Below are 13828 nucleotides of genomic sequence, written 5' to 3' on the forward strand. Positions count from 1 at the left end.
TCGCCCCGTCAGTTTCTGGTTGTACCAGTATCAGCCGATGCATTATCGTGTCTTGTGACCATTCGGCTGCTGGCCGGCGGCAATGGTAGGCTGCAACAGCCTGGCCTATCATGGTAACTCACCCGTTAATCTAAGGTGGACACAGTGACTAAACGTCGAGTCGTTATCACTGGCCTGGGTCTGGTGACCCCGGTCGGCAACACAGTGGACAGCACCTGGCAAGCCTTGCTGGCAGGTCAGAGCGGTATCGCGCCTATCACCAAGTTTGATGCCAGCGAATTCAGCACCCGTTTTTCAGGCTCAGTCAAAGATTTTGACGTAGAGCAGTACCTGTCCCGTAAAGACGCCCGCAAGATGGACCTCTTTATTCAGTACGGTATGGCTGCCGGCATTCAGGCCATGCGTGATTCCGGATTGGAGATGGATAAAGAAGATCCGACCCGAGTCGGAACCGCTATCGGCGCTGGTATGGGCGGCATGTGGTTGATTGAGCAAAACCACAGCGCCTTGATGGCCGGTGGCCCACGTAAAATTTCCCCTTTCTTTGTGCCCAGCACCATCATCAATATGATTGCCGGTCATCTGTCCATCATGTACGGCATGACCGGCCCTAACTTTGCGGTGACAACTGCCTGTACCACCGGGGTTCACAACATAGGTTTCGCAGCCCGTACCATAGCTTATGGCGATGCCGATGTGATGGTTGCCGGTGGCGCAGAAGATGTGACTTGTCCTCTGGGCGTGGGTGGCTTTGCCGCGGCCAAGGCCTTGTCTACCCGTAATGATGACCCTCAGGCGGCCAGCCGCCCATGGGATAAAGACAGAGACGGTTTTGTTATCGGCGACGGCGCCGGGGTACTGGTGCTGGAAGAGTATGAGCGCGCCAAGGCTCGCGGTGCCAAGATTTATGCCGAGCTGGTTGGTTTCGGTATGAGCGGCGATGCCTTCCATATGACCTCGCCGCCAGCCGATGGCGCCGGCGCTGCGGCAGCCATGAAAAATGCGCTGAGAGATGCAAGCCTGGCTCCCGAAAGCATAGATTATATTAACGCTCACGGTACTTCTACGCCGGCAGGCGATAAGGCCGAAGCGGCGGCAGTGAAGTCCATCTTTGGCGATCATGCCTATAAGCTGATGGTGAGCTCCACCAAGTCGATGACGGGTCATTTGCTCGGGGCTGCCGGTGCAGTGGAAACCATTTTCTCTGTGTTGGCCCTTAAAGATCAGGTAGTTCCGCCTACCATCAACCTGGACAATCCGGACGAAGGTTGCGATCTGGACTTTGTTGCCCATACCGCACGTCAGACCAAAGTAGAGCATGTGCTATGTAACTCTTTCGGGTTCGGTGGCACCAATGGCTCTTTGTTGCTGAAGCGAGTTTAAGATTCAACCTCTTGAAAAAGCGCCAGATGGCGCTTTTTTTATCTTTAAAATCAGTTAGTCATATTCTCAAGCTAAACCCAGAATTAACCTTTGTTCATCTCTATTGGCATTCCCTGAATATAGCGCCAGAATCCCGCCAAATGATTCTGGAGTTTTCACTATGCTCAATCCTGCAATGTTTCCTGTTATGGCCGTAGTCGGAGCGATTGCTGCCAATTTAACCGAGTTGGTGCGGGGCGAAAACAGCCGCTGGCAACCGGCGATGGAAATTGGTGTTCGCACTTTTAGTTTGGCCATAGCTGCCTATACAGTGCTCTGGTTTGCCTTGCTGACAGCAGCGGTTTATGCCGGCGGCGATGCCGATGTGATAGCCGGGGTAGAGGTGCTTGGCATCTTCCTGCTGGCGATGGGCATTTACTCGCTGTTTCATCTGTCCCGTTTTATCGGCAGCAAATTGCAGCTTTGGATCTATCGGCTGGCCTTACCTCTGGTGATTGGCGGAAGTTTCCTGGTATGTAAGTTTGGGTGATTGCGAAATTTTCGCGTACACTCTCAGCCAGGTGCGGTCAGCAGATCGCCAAGCCTGATGAGAGGATCCCATGGCAGGAACAGAGAGACAGATAACCCTGAGGTTTTTAGCCGAGCCCGCTGACGTCAACTTTGGCGGCAAGGTACACGGCGGCGCAGTAATGAAGTGGATTGACTTGGCGGCCTATGCCTGTGCGGCCGGTTGGAGCGGTAAATACTGCATCACGGTTTATGCCGGTGGGATCAGATTTGTCAAACCTATTCATGTGGGCAATATAGTGGAGGTGAGCGCCAAGGTGATCTATACCGGCAGCACCTCCATGCACATAGGTTTGGACGTAAAGGCCGGCGATCCCAAGGATTCGGAGCGCCATCTGACCACTCACTGTATCGTCATCATGGTGGCGGTAGACGATGAAGGTAAACCTACGCCTGTACCTGAATGGCAGCCGACATCGGCAAGAGACATAGAGCTCAGGGATTCGGCAATCAAGTTGATGGAGATGCGCAAGAAAATAGGCGCGGAAATGGAAGCGCACGTTCATCCTTAAGTGTTGATTTCAAGAGCCACATTCGTGGCTCTTTTCTGTATGCGGGATGCTGAGTTTGCCCGTATCAACTTCTCCTTTACGCTGCCCCATGGCAAAATGCGGCTTAAACATCGGCTCGAATTGTCACTCTCGGCTTTGGTTTAAACTAAGAATTTTGCTTTAAACCAAAACCTTGGCTTTACGCCAAACGTTTTGAAGCATGGTCGGCAATCGGGCCAGCCTGTTCCCGCACTTAAAACAATCAAGGAAATATCATGGCGAATGTCGCATTTCTCGGTCTAGGTGTTATGGGGTATCCCATGGCTGGGCATCTGCAAAAACAGGGGCACCAGGTCACTGTTTACAACCGTACTTTCTCCAAGGCTGAAGCCTGGGCGGCAGAGTTTGGTGGGCGCTGCTGCGCGACTCCGGCCCAAGCCGCCGAGGGACAGGATATTGTCTTTGCCTGTGTCGGCAATGATGATGACTTACGCCAGGTCGTACTGGGTGAAGAGGGCGCAGTACATAGTATGGCTCCGGGAAGTATCTTTGTCGATCACACCACTGCCTCATGCGACGTGGCGCGGGAGTTGGCCGTTTTGCTGGCCGAGAAGGACATCGCTTTTATGGACGCGCCGGTTTCCGGCGGTCAGGCCGGCGCCGAGAATGGGGTATTGACCATTATGGCCGGCGGCTCTGAGGCGGTATTTGCGCGGGTAAAACCTGTGATGGCTGCCTATGCCCGCTGCGCCGAACTATTGGGAGATGTTGGCGCCGGGCAGTTGACCAAGATGGTCAATCAAATCTGCATTGCCGGTGTGGTACAAGGTTTGGCCGAAGCCATGCATTTTGCCAAGAGCGCCGGGCTCGATGGCGAGAAGGTAGTTGAGGTGATCAGCAAAGGCGCGGCCCAGAGCTGGCAAATGGAAAATCGTCACAAGACCATGCTGAAGGGTGAGTATGATTTTGGATTTGCGGTGGACTGGATGCGCAAAGACTTAGGCATAGCCCTCAATGAAGCCAGACGCAATGGCTCGCATTTGCCGCTGACCGCCATGGTTGATCAATTTTACGGTGAAGTACAGGCCATGGGCGGTAACCGCTGGGATACTTCCAGTCTGATGGCTCGCCAAGAGAAGTGCCGTAGCAAGTAAGGCAGGCGATTGGAGATAACAAAAGGACAGCTTCTGCTGTCCTTTTTGGGTTTTGAGTCTGCTATCAGTTGGGCTCGGGGCTGACCACTATATGTTCCAGCTCTACAGGCGCCACAGCGTGCAGGGCGTCCATGCTGGCTCCCACCAGAGAGATTTTGCCATCGGCCGATTCCAGCAGCAGTGCCCGTTTGATTTCACTGAAGCTGCGGTTATGGCGCAGCAGGGTCGACAGTGCCATCTGCATTGGCATCATGGATGGGTTAAAGGCGGCGTTCTCGGCGTAACGGCCACAGAAGGTGGCGCCATCAGCCGTTTCCAGTACTACCGCACAATGACTCTTGCTATACGGCGCATAGCTGAGGCTGGCGTGATCCAGCGCTTCAATCACCATGGGATCGGAGCTTTCAAGCGCCAGGTTTACCTGTTGTTTACTCAGCAAAGGCGTGGTGACATTGAGATCTTTGGGACCAAAGGCGTAGGGCAGGTAATGACTCAAAGGCGCTGTAGGCTGCTTGGGCAGATGAATGCGGATCTCTTGCCCGGCCACCAACTCATTCATAAACTGACGGCAGTGGCCGCAGGGACTCTCGTTGACTATGATATCGACTACCTGGCTTTCACCGCTCAGCCAGGCATGACTGATGGCGCTTTGCTCGGCGTGAACCGAGTGACACAAGGCTTCACCCGGTAGTTCGATATTGGCGCCCATATAGATATCACCGCTCTTGCCTTTGGCGATGGCGCCGACATAGAACTCGCTGATTGGCGGATTGGCCAGTGCCGCAGCAATAGGCAAGAGTGCCAGCAGTAATTCATCATCACCAAGGCCGCTGACCTTGGCCAACTCACTCAGCTGCTGTGCATCCAGATGACCGGCGAACTCATCGTTGAGCAGTGGCACCAATTGCTCGGCAAGTGTCTTGGGCAACTGGTTCAGGCTGTTTACAAATCTGTCTTGCATTGGCCATTCCTTGTTAAATGTTAAGCTAATGGTTATCCAGTTTAGTCAGGAAGTTACAGTGGAAACGGGACTGGCTTCGCAAAATTCCGTTAAAGCGCCTGTAAGTATTGCACCAGAGCCTTGAGAAGTCGCTGGTGACTTTCATTTTCGGCAGTTTCTTCCAACAGATTTTCCAAGCGAATGACATAATCCGGATCGTTGAGTCTTTGCTGACAGAACTCATGCCAGCGCAGTGTTTCTTTGTCCGTAAGTGTCGAAGGATAGTTGCGGGCACGGTAACGAAACAGCATCTCCTTGAGCCTGGGGTCGTCAAAGCTGAGATCCAGCGCCGCCAGATTATCGGGGGCGGTATGGCGGATCATCTCCATCTTGGCCTTATCCGCCGGAGAGAAGAATCCTCCGCTGTAGAGCATAAGATCCGGATCTGTACTCTGGTTGTCCCTTGGGGTATCAAACAGGCTTGCCAGCTTGGCGCGGATCTGCGGATGCTGGCGCAGGCGCTTGTATTGCTCGCGGGCAAAGGCCTTGTCAAATCCAATCCGCTCGGCGGCTTCATCGGTCAGTGTCTTGGCGGTGGCAATAAAGGGGCACTTATTGATATGCACCTGTTTAACCGGTATGGGTAATTCATCTTCTGCCAATTCGCTTCTTGGCGTATAGAGGCGCTCGCGAATGCTGTCTACATCCAATTCAATCAGCGGGCTGATATCCATATGCAGGTTAACGCAGACAATGGCATTCTTGTTCTCCGGATGATGGGCCACAGGGGCAATGAGAGTGGCACAGCCCTGAGTCGCCGGGATCTTGGAGCTGATATGCACCAAAGGTTGCATATTGAGTACATCGATTTGCTCAGAGACTGCCTGCTTACGTCTGAGTTTGAAATAGTAGTCAAACAGTCTTGGTTGTTTCTCTTTGATCAGTTTGGCCAAGGCTATGGTGGCGTAAACATCTGACATGGCATCGTGAGCCTTTTCATGGCCGAGTCCGTTGGCCTGGGTCAGATGTTCGAGCTTGAAACTGGGAGAGCCGTCCTCTTTGGTTGACCAGTTGATCCCGTCCGGGCGCAGGGCATAGCAGGCCCGAACCAGATCGATAATATCCCAGCGGGAATTGCCTTGCTGCCATTCTCTGGCATAGGGATCGATAAAGTTACGGTAAAAACCATAACGGCTGACCTCATCATCAAATCGCAGCGAGTTGTAGCCGGCGACGCAGGTATTGGCTTGGCTGAACAGGGCATTGATCCGCCCCATAAACTCGGTTTCCGGCAGCCCTTTGCCATTCGCCAGCTGCGGCGTGATACCTGTGATGAGGATCGCCTCGGGAGAGGGCAGGTAATCGCTGGCTATCTGACAGTAAAAGGTCTCGGGCTCGCCAATGATGTTCAGCTCCAGATCGGTACGTATCCCGGCAAACTGCGCCGGCCTGTCTTTCGCCGGATTAGCACCGAATGTTTCATAATCATGCCAGAATATTGTTGGCATTGTATCGTTGTTTCTTGTCATTTATAACTCTTCAAATATTCTGCTCAACTATCTGATAAATATCGCCAACGCTGACCATGCTTGTTTATTTGTTTTCACCAGATTTTAAGACCGTTTGAACCCATGTGTGTACATACCTGTGTACATGTTGCTCAAGCTAACTTATGCTTAATCTAAAATATGTACACAGGTTAGTGAAATGTCTTTGTCTGATGCTAAGTTACGCGCGATTCTTGGCAAACCATATCAGGGTAAACCCGAGCTTTCAGACCGTGATGGCCTTGGGGTACGCATCACACCTCAGGGCACTATAACATGGCAGTGGCGTTTTCGCTGGCAAGGAAAGTCTTGTCGGTTATCTGTTGGCCGATATCCCGACTTAAAGGTTGCAGAAGCGAGGCAGCTGATTCCTGAAATCCGCAATGTATTGAGTAATGGTACAGACCCACGCCTTTACTGGAAACACCGAACTACCCAAGAAGGTATGCCTACACTGAAAGATATCTGTGAGGCATTCTTGCAGCTACGGGCCCCAGGGTTAAAGCCGGGCACAGTTGCTATCTATCGTTCTGCGTTCAATGCTTATCTGTTCAACGCATTCCCCGGTAAACCAGTTGAAAGAATCACTATGAGTGAGTGGATCGATTTCTTCGACGGTATCGCCAAAACCAGCCGGGTAACTGCAGGCGCCATGCTCAAGCACGTAAAAGCAATATGCAATTGGGCTATTCGCCGGCAGATGATCTCTAATCTTGATGTACTTCAACTGCGTGTATCTGATGTTGGTTCACCCTCCAAGGTAGGTGACAGGGTACTTACCTTTCCCGAGTGCCATAAAATACTCGCTGAGTTAGATAAAAGCCGTGCAACTACTACAGTTATCAACTCGATAAAGGCTTGCTTGTACTCCGGGGCAAGGATCTCTGAGCTGTTGAAATCAAAGCGTGCCGATTATGATTTGGAGTCCATGGTCTGGACAGTACCTGCTGAAAATAGTAAAACTAATTTGCCTGTTCGCAGGCCAATCACGGAAGACTTACTGGCCATTCTGCAGCAGCAGTGGTCACTTTATCAGTCAGAGTGGAGTTTTCCGGCCCCTAATGAGCACAGAAAGCCCCTGGGGGTAGCATCGGTCAATAAGCTAGTGCGTGAGATACGTGCCAGAATGGATATTCCACACTGGCGCTTGCATGATTTCCGTCGCACTCTGTCTACCAGGCTCAGTGAGGTAGGGGTATTGCCCCATGTAACCGAGAAAATGCTTGGCCATGTGCTCGGCGGGGTAATGGCGGTATATAACAAGCATGATTGGCTTGATGAACAGCGAACTGCTTATACGTTGTGGAATTCAAAATTATTAAATAACACCAGTGCAGGGACGATATGAGAGCAACATTTCCATGGTTTTATAAAAAAACAGAGCAAGAGTTAAAAGAAATTTTTGATAAGGCTGTATTTGTTTTTGATACAAATATATTGCTAAACTTATACCGATATTCAAATGAAACCAAGAATGATTTTTTAAACGTTATTAGAGGCCTGAGTGAACGTTGTTTTATGCCTAATAGAGTAGCGTTGGAATTCTTTAATGGTCGTTTGGGTGTCATTAACTCTCAGTTGGATTTATATGAAAAAGCAGTCGGGAAAATAAGAGAATTAAAAAGGGATATCGATCACTCAAAACAGCACCCTTTTGTTGGTGAGGATTTACATAAGAGATCGAATGAACTATTTGAAGAGCTTTCAGAAGAGTTAAAGGCTGGGAAAGCTAAACATGCATCAAGAATCAATGTCGATGATATACTTGACGACGTATCAGATATCTTTGATGGTAAGGTTGGTCCGTCAAAGTCTGAAGATGAACTGAAAAAAATTACCACTGAAGCAGAGAATAGATTTAAGAATAAAACCCCCCCAGGATTTGAAGATGGATCTAAGGCCAAAGACTGCACTGCACTTCGTGATAAACTCCGTGCTTATGGTGATTACATCATCTGGGATGAAATTATGGACTACGCGAAGAGTGAAGATGTTGATATTATCTTTGTTACTGATGATGTTAAAATAGATTGGTGGCATAAAAACAATAAGGATTTGATAGGCCCTAGAACGGAGTTGTTAGAAGAGTTTTTAATTCAAACAGGAAAGAAGTTTCATATGTATACTTCTGATCAGTTTTTCGACTTCGCTACAGACTATCTTAAATTGAATGTTAGTGATAAAAGTATTCATGAAGTGCAAGAGTTGACTTATACTGATTCACTCTTGAAAGATACCATAAGTGGTGAAGGTTCTACGCCTGAAATAAGTCATCATTTGAGTGATTTCGAGGATTTTGTTAATTCAGGTGATGCGAATGCTCTAAATAGTTTTTTGATAAATAAGGATTTTGAATCTATTTGGGCATGGGTTATGGAAGAAGAGAGAAGACAAATTCCTAGACTTGGTGATATTAGCGACAAAAGGTTGTCTTTACTTGATACAATTGCCGGTTTGTGCAGCAGGTTGAATGGTTTTTCAACTGAAGGACGTACAAGCATGAAATTTTTAATATTGCAGTATAAACTTTTTAAAGCTATTAATGAATATAAGCGGCATCAATTCTAAAGTAATGGGCAAGTCAGTATCTTCGCTACTGACTTGCCCATTTCCTTAAGCCGCCTCTTGCTCTCTGTCCCAAGCTTCCAGCTGCTTTCTCGAGTAAAACCTCCCGTTGTGAATAGGAGCGGGGAAACCAATTTTACGGCGCCAGTTCCACAGTGTTGTGGGGCTGGAAAGCCGGTAACGTTCCATTACCTCTTTGGTGGTTAAAAACAGTTTCTCTTCTGTGTGCTGTATTACCAGTTGGGTTGTTTGCTGTTGCTCATTACTCATGCTGCCTTCCTCCTCAATTGATCCATTTGATGCAGGAAGCGGGCATAAGGGGCCGCCTCCTTTCGTTCTGCAATATCCAAGTAACTCGGCCGTTGCTCTTGCTGCTTGTTTGCCATGGCCACCGCCTCGGTACGTGAGCGGGTGATCCCCAAGCTTTGCAGGTGGCGCTTTACTCGATGAACAGGCAACTGCAGTTCAGCGGCTACTCGTTCAAAGCTCAGGCCGCGTTTGTAGAGTTCTGCTATCTGGTCCATATAGTCTCCTTAAGCGGCTTTGTTGCCGGCAGTGAGTAATGGGATTGAGTGCTCAACTTCGTTACCCCATGCATGCCACCCTGGGTGATTTTGACGGGCGAACAACTCTACGCGCGGCAGATCACCCATCAGTTCAATAATGCGGTCTCTAGTGCAATCCGGTTTCCGTGAGTGCTCGCGTATCGGTTCGATAATGAGTTGCCGCACACCCTTGCCCTGACGCTTGGGCTTACCCCTAACAGCAATCAGGCAATCCTCAGTGTTGCCACGGGTCCAGTGCCCGAGGCCTATCTTGGTGGCGGCCATCAGCAACTGAAGCAGTTGTTCTTCCGGCATGGTTTGCAGGTCAATCTGGTTGACTCTAAATTCACGCTGCAGGTTGTTTAAAAAGCGTTTGTTCAGCTTTACCCAGGTGAATGCCTTCATGGTCTTAAGGGTGAACCCCCAAGCCTTTACCAGTTCCAGTGCTTCCAATGGCATGGCGGGAACGTGCCACATGAACAGGGTGCAATCAGCCGCCGCCATATCAGCAACCGGCATGGCCTTCATTTGCTCAAGGCTCATAACGTCATACTTACAGCTGGCGCCTCGGTTGCCGTTCTGGTTCTTGTCGTTGAACTGCCAGGCAGGGTCAGCATAGATAATTTGATAACTCATCGAGCCGCCTCCTTGTTGGTTAACCCACAACTATTCGTTGCTTTGTAGCCAAAGCGCTGCCAATCGATTTCCTTCACACGCTCGATGCGGGCGGCAACTTGTTCCATTGATTTCTGGTTAGTGCTGAGGTTGCCCGGGTCTATGCCATTAATCTTGGCGGCCACGCTGGCCGGGTGCCCCTTCACATAGTGATCCTGCAAGGCGCTGATCATTGGCTCTGATGTGATATCGGTGAAGCTGATTAGCAGCTCAAAGCGCTCTTGGCTTTCCATGCCGGGGATGAGGTGTTTCATTGCCGTTCTCCTTACGCCGCTTCAACCTGATCCGCTGCTGCCGCAGCGCGCTTTTTATCGAGGTATGCCGCCAGGTCGGTGAGGTTTACCAGCCAAGTGGCTTTCTGGCTTTCGCCCCCGCGGAACGCAGGCACCGGCAACAACCCGGCCTTGGCCTTTTTGGCTGCCGTGGTGGGGTTCATGCCAAAATACTTCTCGCAAATGGACTCCAGCGGGACAATGGCCGCGCTGTGCTCAGCCATCAGTAAAAACACAGTATTCATTGCGACTCCTTTTGTTGCTCCAGCGGCTTGAGTAGCACCCAACCCATTAAGGTTTTGAAGATGTGTTCGCCCTTCATGCCGCTGCCTCCTTGGTTAGCTCAATGCAGAGTAGGGTGGCTAACTGCTGTGGCGGTACTTGGATGGCCTCGGCCATTTCCAAAACAAAGGCCTCGCCTTGGAAGTCGCAGGTAATGCGGTTATCAAACCATTGAACCAATCCACCAAAGTAGGGATAGTCATCACATTCACTTGCTGTTAAATTCACATAACGTGATGTTTGCGCGAGTATTTCCCAACAGTTATGGCATGTTTTAAAACTGGCGGGTTCGCCGTTCCATACACCTGAGGTAAAGGCATATTGCTCGCCCTGGTTGATGGTGGTGTGGCACTCACAACATTGGTGCGGTTTACGGGCAGTGCGGGTGCGAGTTGATTGGCAGTCCATGTCGGCCTCCTACGCAATAGCGTTGCTAAACAGCGGTGTGATAGCGGCAGCATGATGATGGCTGCGCCAGATAGTGGCTTGGTAGTTTTGGCTGTGTACCCGAAGGGCAAAGCTTTCACCAAGTTCGCCAGCGCAATCGACATATACCTGGTCGAACCGTTGGCTTGGATGGTGTTGGTAGAGGTAGCGCTCCAACTCTGCCACACGTTGCTTTACCCGTGGGCAGTCCATTGGATTGCTGTGCTTGGTCATCAAGCAGGCGAAGCGCAGTGACACTAACAAGCGGTGTTCGGCGCGTTCCTTCGCGGTGCTTGGGTTGGTGGTCAGAATTGGCATGGTCCCGTCCTCTGGTTAAGTGGTACGGGTTAAATATAACCAAAGTAAACTACTTTGGTTAATTACTTTGGTCATGTTTTGTAAGATGTCTTCAATCAGTATTCTCAATTTATTTCTGTTATTGTGAGCAACTGATGAAGCTTTCTGATTATGAAACATATAAAATCGATATAATTGATACGGTTATCTATTCGACAATGGAGTTTTTACGTGGCAAGGAATATTCAATCTTTATCTGTCAATTCAATCAAACTTGATCAGGAAAACGTCAGGTTTGGCGGTGATGTTGCCCAGAATCAGCGTGAAGCCCTAGATCTCATGATGGCTGATCCAGAAGATGCCAAGAAAATAGTTAAGCTTGCTGAGCACATAGCAAAATTTGGCCTGGATCCAACTGAATTACAGTTAGTTACACCAGATCCATCTGACGAAAGTAGTTATATCGTTCTTGAGGGAAATCGTAGACTGACCGCCCTTAAACTGCTACAAAATCCAGATCTTGCGTCAGATAGTAAAATTGCCAAGTCAATTCAAGAAATTATCTCAGCCATAGAAAATCTTCAGCTCCCTTCAGAAGTAGAATGCAGTGTAGTACCAGACAGAAAAAGTGGTGATATTTGGATTGAACTCAAACACACCGGGCCAAACGGGGGCGTTGGTCGGGTAGGATGGGACAGCGACATTCGTGATGAGAGAAGAGCGCGGCTTACCGGCGTTGAGTCTATTGGTAGACAAATTAGAAACTTAGTTAAAGATAACAAACACATTTTTTCTGATGAGACTGTTAAAGGCGTTATGTATATTCCTGTTACTACACTTACGCGTTTATTCAGCTCAAAGCCTGCGCAGGAAGCCTTTATGCTTCAAGTAAAGAACCGGGTCCTTGAGCCAAATTTGGAACTACATTTTATTGCACCATCTGTTGATTTCGCAATAAACCTCTTTACTACACAAGGCTATAATGTAAATGATATACGGAATCATGATGATCGAGTGAAATTTATTGGTCATATTCCGCCTGAACTTTTACCAGTTCGACTAAAGGAAAAAGCAGCTTCAACCGAAGTTCCCAATGCTACAGATTCAGGTCAATCACCAAATTCCGGAGGTACTAATTCTACGGGAAATGGAAATACCGCAGATGATAGTAGTAATGGCAACAACGATAACAATAACTCAGGGAACAATCGCGGCGGGAGCGGCGAAGACAATTCAAACAATCCTAAAATTAAAGCTAAGCCTTCGACTTTAATGAGGAAACACCTAATCCCATGGTCCCTCAAAATAACCAACTCCAGAATTAACGAAATTTATCGTGAATTGAGACATTCTATAAATGTACATGAGTCGCCTAATGCAGCTGGAGTTATGTTTAGAGTGTTCCTTGAGCTCACATTAGATACCTTCATTTCTAATCAAAAAGCAGCAAATGATCAAGTATGTCGTGTTGATAATCACAAGCCAATTAAAGACGATGATAAGCTTTCAGTAAAATTAGTTGCTGTGGTGTCGAAGTTAGAGCAGCTTACTTTACTCGATAAGTCCCAAAGTCGAGCTATACGTAACAGAGCGACAGGCTCTAATGATAGTTCTATAGGTTCAATAGAACATCTCAACCAATTGGTACATAATCAGTTTTCGGCACCAATTCCAACGGAATTGAATAGTGTTGCTGAGACATATAAACCTCTTTTTGATACCATTTGGGGCTAGGCTTCAGTGCTGGCCATTACTTGTAGTTTATGTTTTCATATGCGGAAGGCTCAAAAAGATAGTTATTAAGATGAAGAAATTTGCAACTCCCTTGAGGTACCCTGGTGGTAAAGGAAAATTTTCTCAGTTTGTGAAGCAAGTCTTTGAAGCAAATGGGCTTTTAGATGGTCATTATTTGGAGCCATACGCTGGCGGTGCTGGAGTAGCGATTGAACTGTTGTTCAATGAGTACGCATCAAAAATTCACATTAATGACTATGACCCTGCAGTGTATGCCTTTTGGGTATCTGTTAAAGAGCACAATGATGATCTATGCAAACTGATCAGTGATACGCCAGTTACTATAGACAATTGGCATGTTCAGAAGAATGTGCTTGCGAATGTTGAGGAATACTCAACTTTAGATGTAGCGTTCGCGACATTTTTTCTTAATCGAACAAACCGTTCCGGCATCCTTAAGGCTGGTGTAATCGGCGGGAAAGAACAGTCTGGTAAATGGAAGTTGGATGTTCGCTACAACAAGAAAGATTTGATTAAGCGAATAGAGCTGATTGGTCGTTACAAAGAAAGAATATTTGTCTACAACATGGATGCTGTACAACTAGTTCGCGAGGTTGTTCCGACTTTGCCTAAAAAGACACTAATTTATCTTGATCCTCCATACTACGTTAAGGGCTCTGGGTTATACCGTAACTTCTACAATCATGATGATCATGTTGAAATAGCTGCAACAATGGCAAATGTCCGTCATCCTTGGATCGTTTCATACGATGATGTGCCTGAAATTAGAGAGATATATAAGGACTATCGTCAAGACTCATATTTTTTGAGTTATACGGCTCAGGAGAAAAGAAAGGGCTCAGAAGTGATGATATATGGCCCTGATGTCGAAATACCTTCCAAAGATTTTTTGCATAAGAATATGCCGCTAAAGCTAGCAGTCTAAATTC

General features: G+C 48.3%; 17 protein-coding genes. 8 read left to right on the forward strand and 9 right to left on the reverse strand.

From position 1 onward, the window contains the following. Positions 1–144: 144 nt before the first annotated feature. The 4 genes from fabF (at position 145) to E1N14_RS09650 (ending at position 3595) form a co-directional block, all read left to right on the forward strand. Positions 145–1383 carry a beta-ketoacyl-ACP synthase II gene (gene fabF / locus E1N14_RS09635; protein WP_028779317.1) on the forward strand — a complete coding sequence of 413 codons (1239 nt, stop codon included), beginning with the start codon at positions 145–147 and terminating at the stop codon, positions 1381–1383. A gap of 160 nt (positions 1384–1543) precedes the next feature. Next, positions 1544–1912 (forward strand): hypothetical protein, encoded by a 369-nt coding sequence (locus E1N14_RS09640; protein WP_025009551.1) that lies wholly within the window; start codon positions 1544–1546, stop codon positions 1910–1912. 70 nt (positions 1913–1982) lie between these two features. After that, positions 1983–2462, forward strand: coding sequence for an acyl-CoA thioesterase (locus tag E1N14_RS09645; protein ID WP_025009552.1), 480 nt, complete (start codon positions 1983–1985; stop codon positions 2460–2462). Between the two features lie 254 nt (positions 2463–2716). After that, complete coding sequence (locus tag E1N14_RS09650) at positions 2717–3595, forward strand: NAD(P)-dependent oxidoreductase (protein WP_062793482.1); 879 nt, start codon at positions 2717–2719, stop codon at positions 3593–3595. A 64-nt stretch (positions 3596–3659) separates the two neighbouring features. On the opposite strand, the gene cdd is transcribed toward E1N14_RS09650, so the two are convergent. Both cdd and sbcB read right to left on the reverse strand, forming a co-directional pair. Next, positions 3660–4556 carry a cytidine deaminase gene (gene cdd / locus E1N14_RS09655; protein WP_025009553.1) on the reverse strand — a complete coding sequence of 299 codons (897 nt, stop codon included), beginning with the start codon at positions 4554–4556 and terminating at the stop codon, positions 3660–3662. An 89-nt stretch (positions 4557–4645) separates the two neighbouring features. Next, positions 4646–6064, reverse strand: coding sequence for an exodeoxyribonuclease I (gene sbcB / locus E1N14_RS09660; protein WP_025009554.1), 1419 nt, complete (start codon positions 6062–6064; stop codon positions 4646–4648). A gap of 178 nt (positions 6065–6242) precedes the next feature. Here sbcB and E1N14_RS09665 point away from each other — a divergent pair, with 178 nt between their 5' ends. Then, complete coding sequence (locus tag E1N14_RS09665) at positions 6243–7430, forward strand: tyrosine-type recombinase/integrase (protein ID WP_025009555.1); 1188 nt, start codon at positions 6243–6245, stop codon at positions 7428–7430. Further along, positions 7427–8650, forward strand: coding sequence for a PIN domain-containing protein (locus tag E1N14_RS09670; RefSeq protein WP_025009556.1), 1224 nt, complete (start codon positions 7427–7429; stop codon positions 8648–8650). Before E1N14_RS09665 ends, E1N14_RS09670 begins: the two co-directional genes overlap by 4 nt. A 45-nt stretch (positions 8651–8695) precedes the next feature. Here the strand turns inward: E1N14_RS09670 and E1N14_RS09675 are convergent, their stop codons facing one another. The 7 genes from E1N14_RS09675 to E1N14_RS09705 form a co-directional block, all read right to left on the reverse strand. After that, a complete protein-coding gene (locus E1N14_RS09675; protein WP_025009557.1) occupies positions 8696–8917 on the reverse strand; it encodes a helix-turn-helix transcriptional regulator in 222 nt (73 codons plus the stop codon). Beyond that, complete coding sequence (locus E1N14_RS09680) at positions 8914–9171, reverse strand: helix-turn-helix domain-containing protein (protein WP_025009558.1); 258 nt, start codon at positions 9169–9171, stop codon at positions 8914–8916. The genes E1N14_RS09675 and E1N14_RS09680 overlap by 4 nt, the downstream gene beginning before the upstream one ends. A 9-nt stretch (positions 9172–9180) precedes the next feature. Continuing rightward, the gene (locus E1N14_RS09685) at positions 9181–9828 is read right to left on the reverse strand and encodes an MT-A70 family methyltransferase (protein WP_025009559.1); all 648 of its coding nucleotides are present in this window, start codon (positions 9826–9828) and stop codon (positions 9181–9183) included. Continuing rightward, positions 9825–10121: a PapB/FocB family fimbrial expression transcriptional regulator gene (locus E1N14_RS09690; protein ID WP_025009560.1), complete on the reverse strand. Its 297-nt coding sequence runs from the start codon at positions 10119–10121 to the stop codon at positions 9825–9827. The genes E1N14_RS09685 and E1N14_RS09690 overlap by 4 nt, the downstream gene beginning before the upstream one ends. An 11-nt stretch (positions 10122–10132) precedes the next feature. After that, positions 10133–10384 carry a pyocin activator PrtN family protein gene (locus E1N14_RS09695; RefSeq protein WP_025009561.1) on the reverse strand — a complete coding sequence of 84 codons (252 nt, stop codon included), beginning with the start codon at positions 10382–10384 and terminating at the stop codon, positions 10133–10135. A gap of 73 nt (positions 10385–10457) precedes the next feature. Continuing rightward, entirely contained in the window at positions 10458–10829 is a 372-nt protein-coding gene (locus E1N14_RS09700; protein ID WP_025009562.1) for a hypothetical protein, read from the reverse strand. A 9-nt stretch (positions 10830–10838) separates the two neighbouring features. Next, positions 10839–11165 (reverse strand): hypothetical protein, encoded by a 327-nt coding sequence (locus E1N14_RS09705; RefSeq protein ID WP_025009563.1) that lies wholly within the window; start codon positions 11163–11165, stop codon positions 10839–10841. 210 nt (positions 11166–11375) lie between these two features. On the opposite strand from E1N14_RS09705, the gene E1N14_RS09710 reads away from it, so the two are divergent. Together E1N14_RS09710 and E1N14_RS09715 are read left to right on the forward strand one after the other, a co-directional pair. After that, positions 11376–12878 (forward strand): ParB N-terminal domain-containing protein, encoded by a 1503-nt coding sequence (locus E1N14_RS09710; protein WP_025009564.1) that lies wholly within the window; start codon positions 11376–11378, stop codon positions 12876–12878. A gap of 70 nt (positions 12879–12948) precedes the next feature. Further along, the gene (locus tag E1N14_RS09715) at positions 12949–13824 is read left to right on the forward strand and encodes a DNA adenine methylase (RefSeq protein WP_025009565.1); all 876 of its coding nucleotides are present in this window, start codon (positions 12949–12951) and stop codon (positions 13822–13824) included. Positions 13825–13828 lie beyond the last annotated feature (4 nt).

Origin of the sequence: Shewanella algae, assembly GCF_009183365.2 — a bacterium.
Lineage (GTDB): Bacteria > Pseudomonadota > Gammaproteobacteria > Enterobacterales > Shewanellaceae > Shewanella > Shewanella algae.

Coding starts and splice junctions, on each gene's coding strand:
- E1N14_RS09640 (WP_025009551.1), top strand. CDS start 1,544: ATGCTCAATCCTGCAATGTTTCCTGTTATGGCCGTAGTCGGAGCGATT.
- E1N14_RS09645 (WP_025009552.1), top strand. CDS start 1,983: ATGGCAGGAACAGAGAGACAGATAACCCTGAGGTTTTTAGCCGAGCCC.
- E1N14_RS09650 (WP_062793482.1), top strand. CDS start 2,717: ATGGCGAATGTCGCATTTCTCGGTCTAGGTGTTATGGGGTATCCCATG.
- cdd (WP_025009553.1), bottom strand. CDS start 4,556: ATGCAAGACAGATTTGTAAACAGCCTGAACCAGTTGCCCAAGACACTT.
- sbcB (WP_025009554.1), bottom strand. CDS start 6,064: ATGACAAGAAACAACGATACAATGCCAACAATATTCTGGCATGATTAT.
- E1N14_RS09665 (WP_025009555.1), top strand. CDS start 6,243: ATGTCTTTGTCTGATGCTAAGTTACGCGCGATTCTTGGCAAACCATAT.
- E1N14_RS09670 (WP_025009556.1), top strand. CDS start 7,427: ATGAGAGCAACATTTCCATGGTTTTATAAAAAAACAGAGCAAGAGTTA.
- E1N14_RS09675 (WP_025009557.1), bottom strand. CDS start 8,917: ATGAGTAATGAGCAACAGCAAACAACCCAACTGGTAATACAGCACACA.
- E1N14_RS09680 (WP_025009558.1), bottom strand. CDS start 9,171: ATGGACCAGATAGCAGAACTCTACAAACGCGGCCTGAGCTTTGAACGA.
- E1N14_RS09685 (WP_025009559.1), bottom strand. CDS start 9,828: ATGAGTTATCAAATTATCTATGCTGACCCTGCCTGGCAGTTCAACGAC.
- E1N14_RS09690 (WP_025009560.1), bottom strand. CDS start 10,121: ATGAAACACCTCATCCCCGGCATGGAAAGCCAAGAGCGCTTTGAGCTG.
- E1N14_RS09695 (WP_025009561.1), bottom strand. CDS start 10,384: ATGAATACTGTGTTTTTACTGATGGCTGAGCACAGCGCGGCCATTGTC.
- E1N14_RS09700 (WP_025009562.1), bottom strand. CDS start 10,829: ATGGACTGCCAATCAACTCGCACCCGCACTGCCCGTAAACCGCACCAA.
- E1N14_RS09705 (WP_025009563.1), bottom strand. CDS start 11,165: ATGCCAATTCTGACCACCAACCCAAGCACCGCGAAGGAACGCGCCGAA.
- E1N14_RS09715 (WP_025009565.1), top strand. CDS start 12,949: ATGAAGAAATTTGCAACTCCCTTGAGGTACCCTGGTGGTAAAGGAAAA.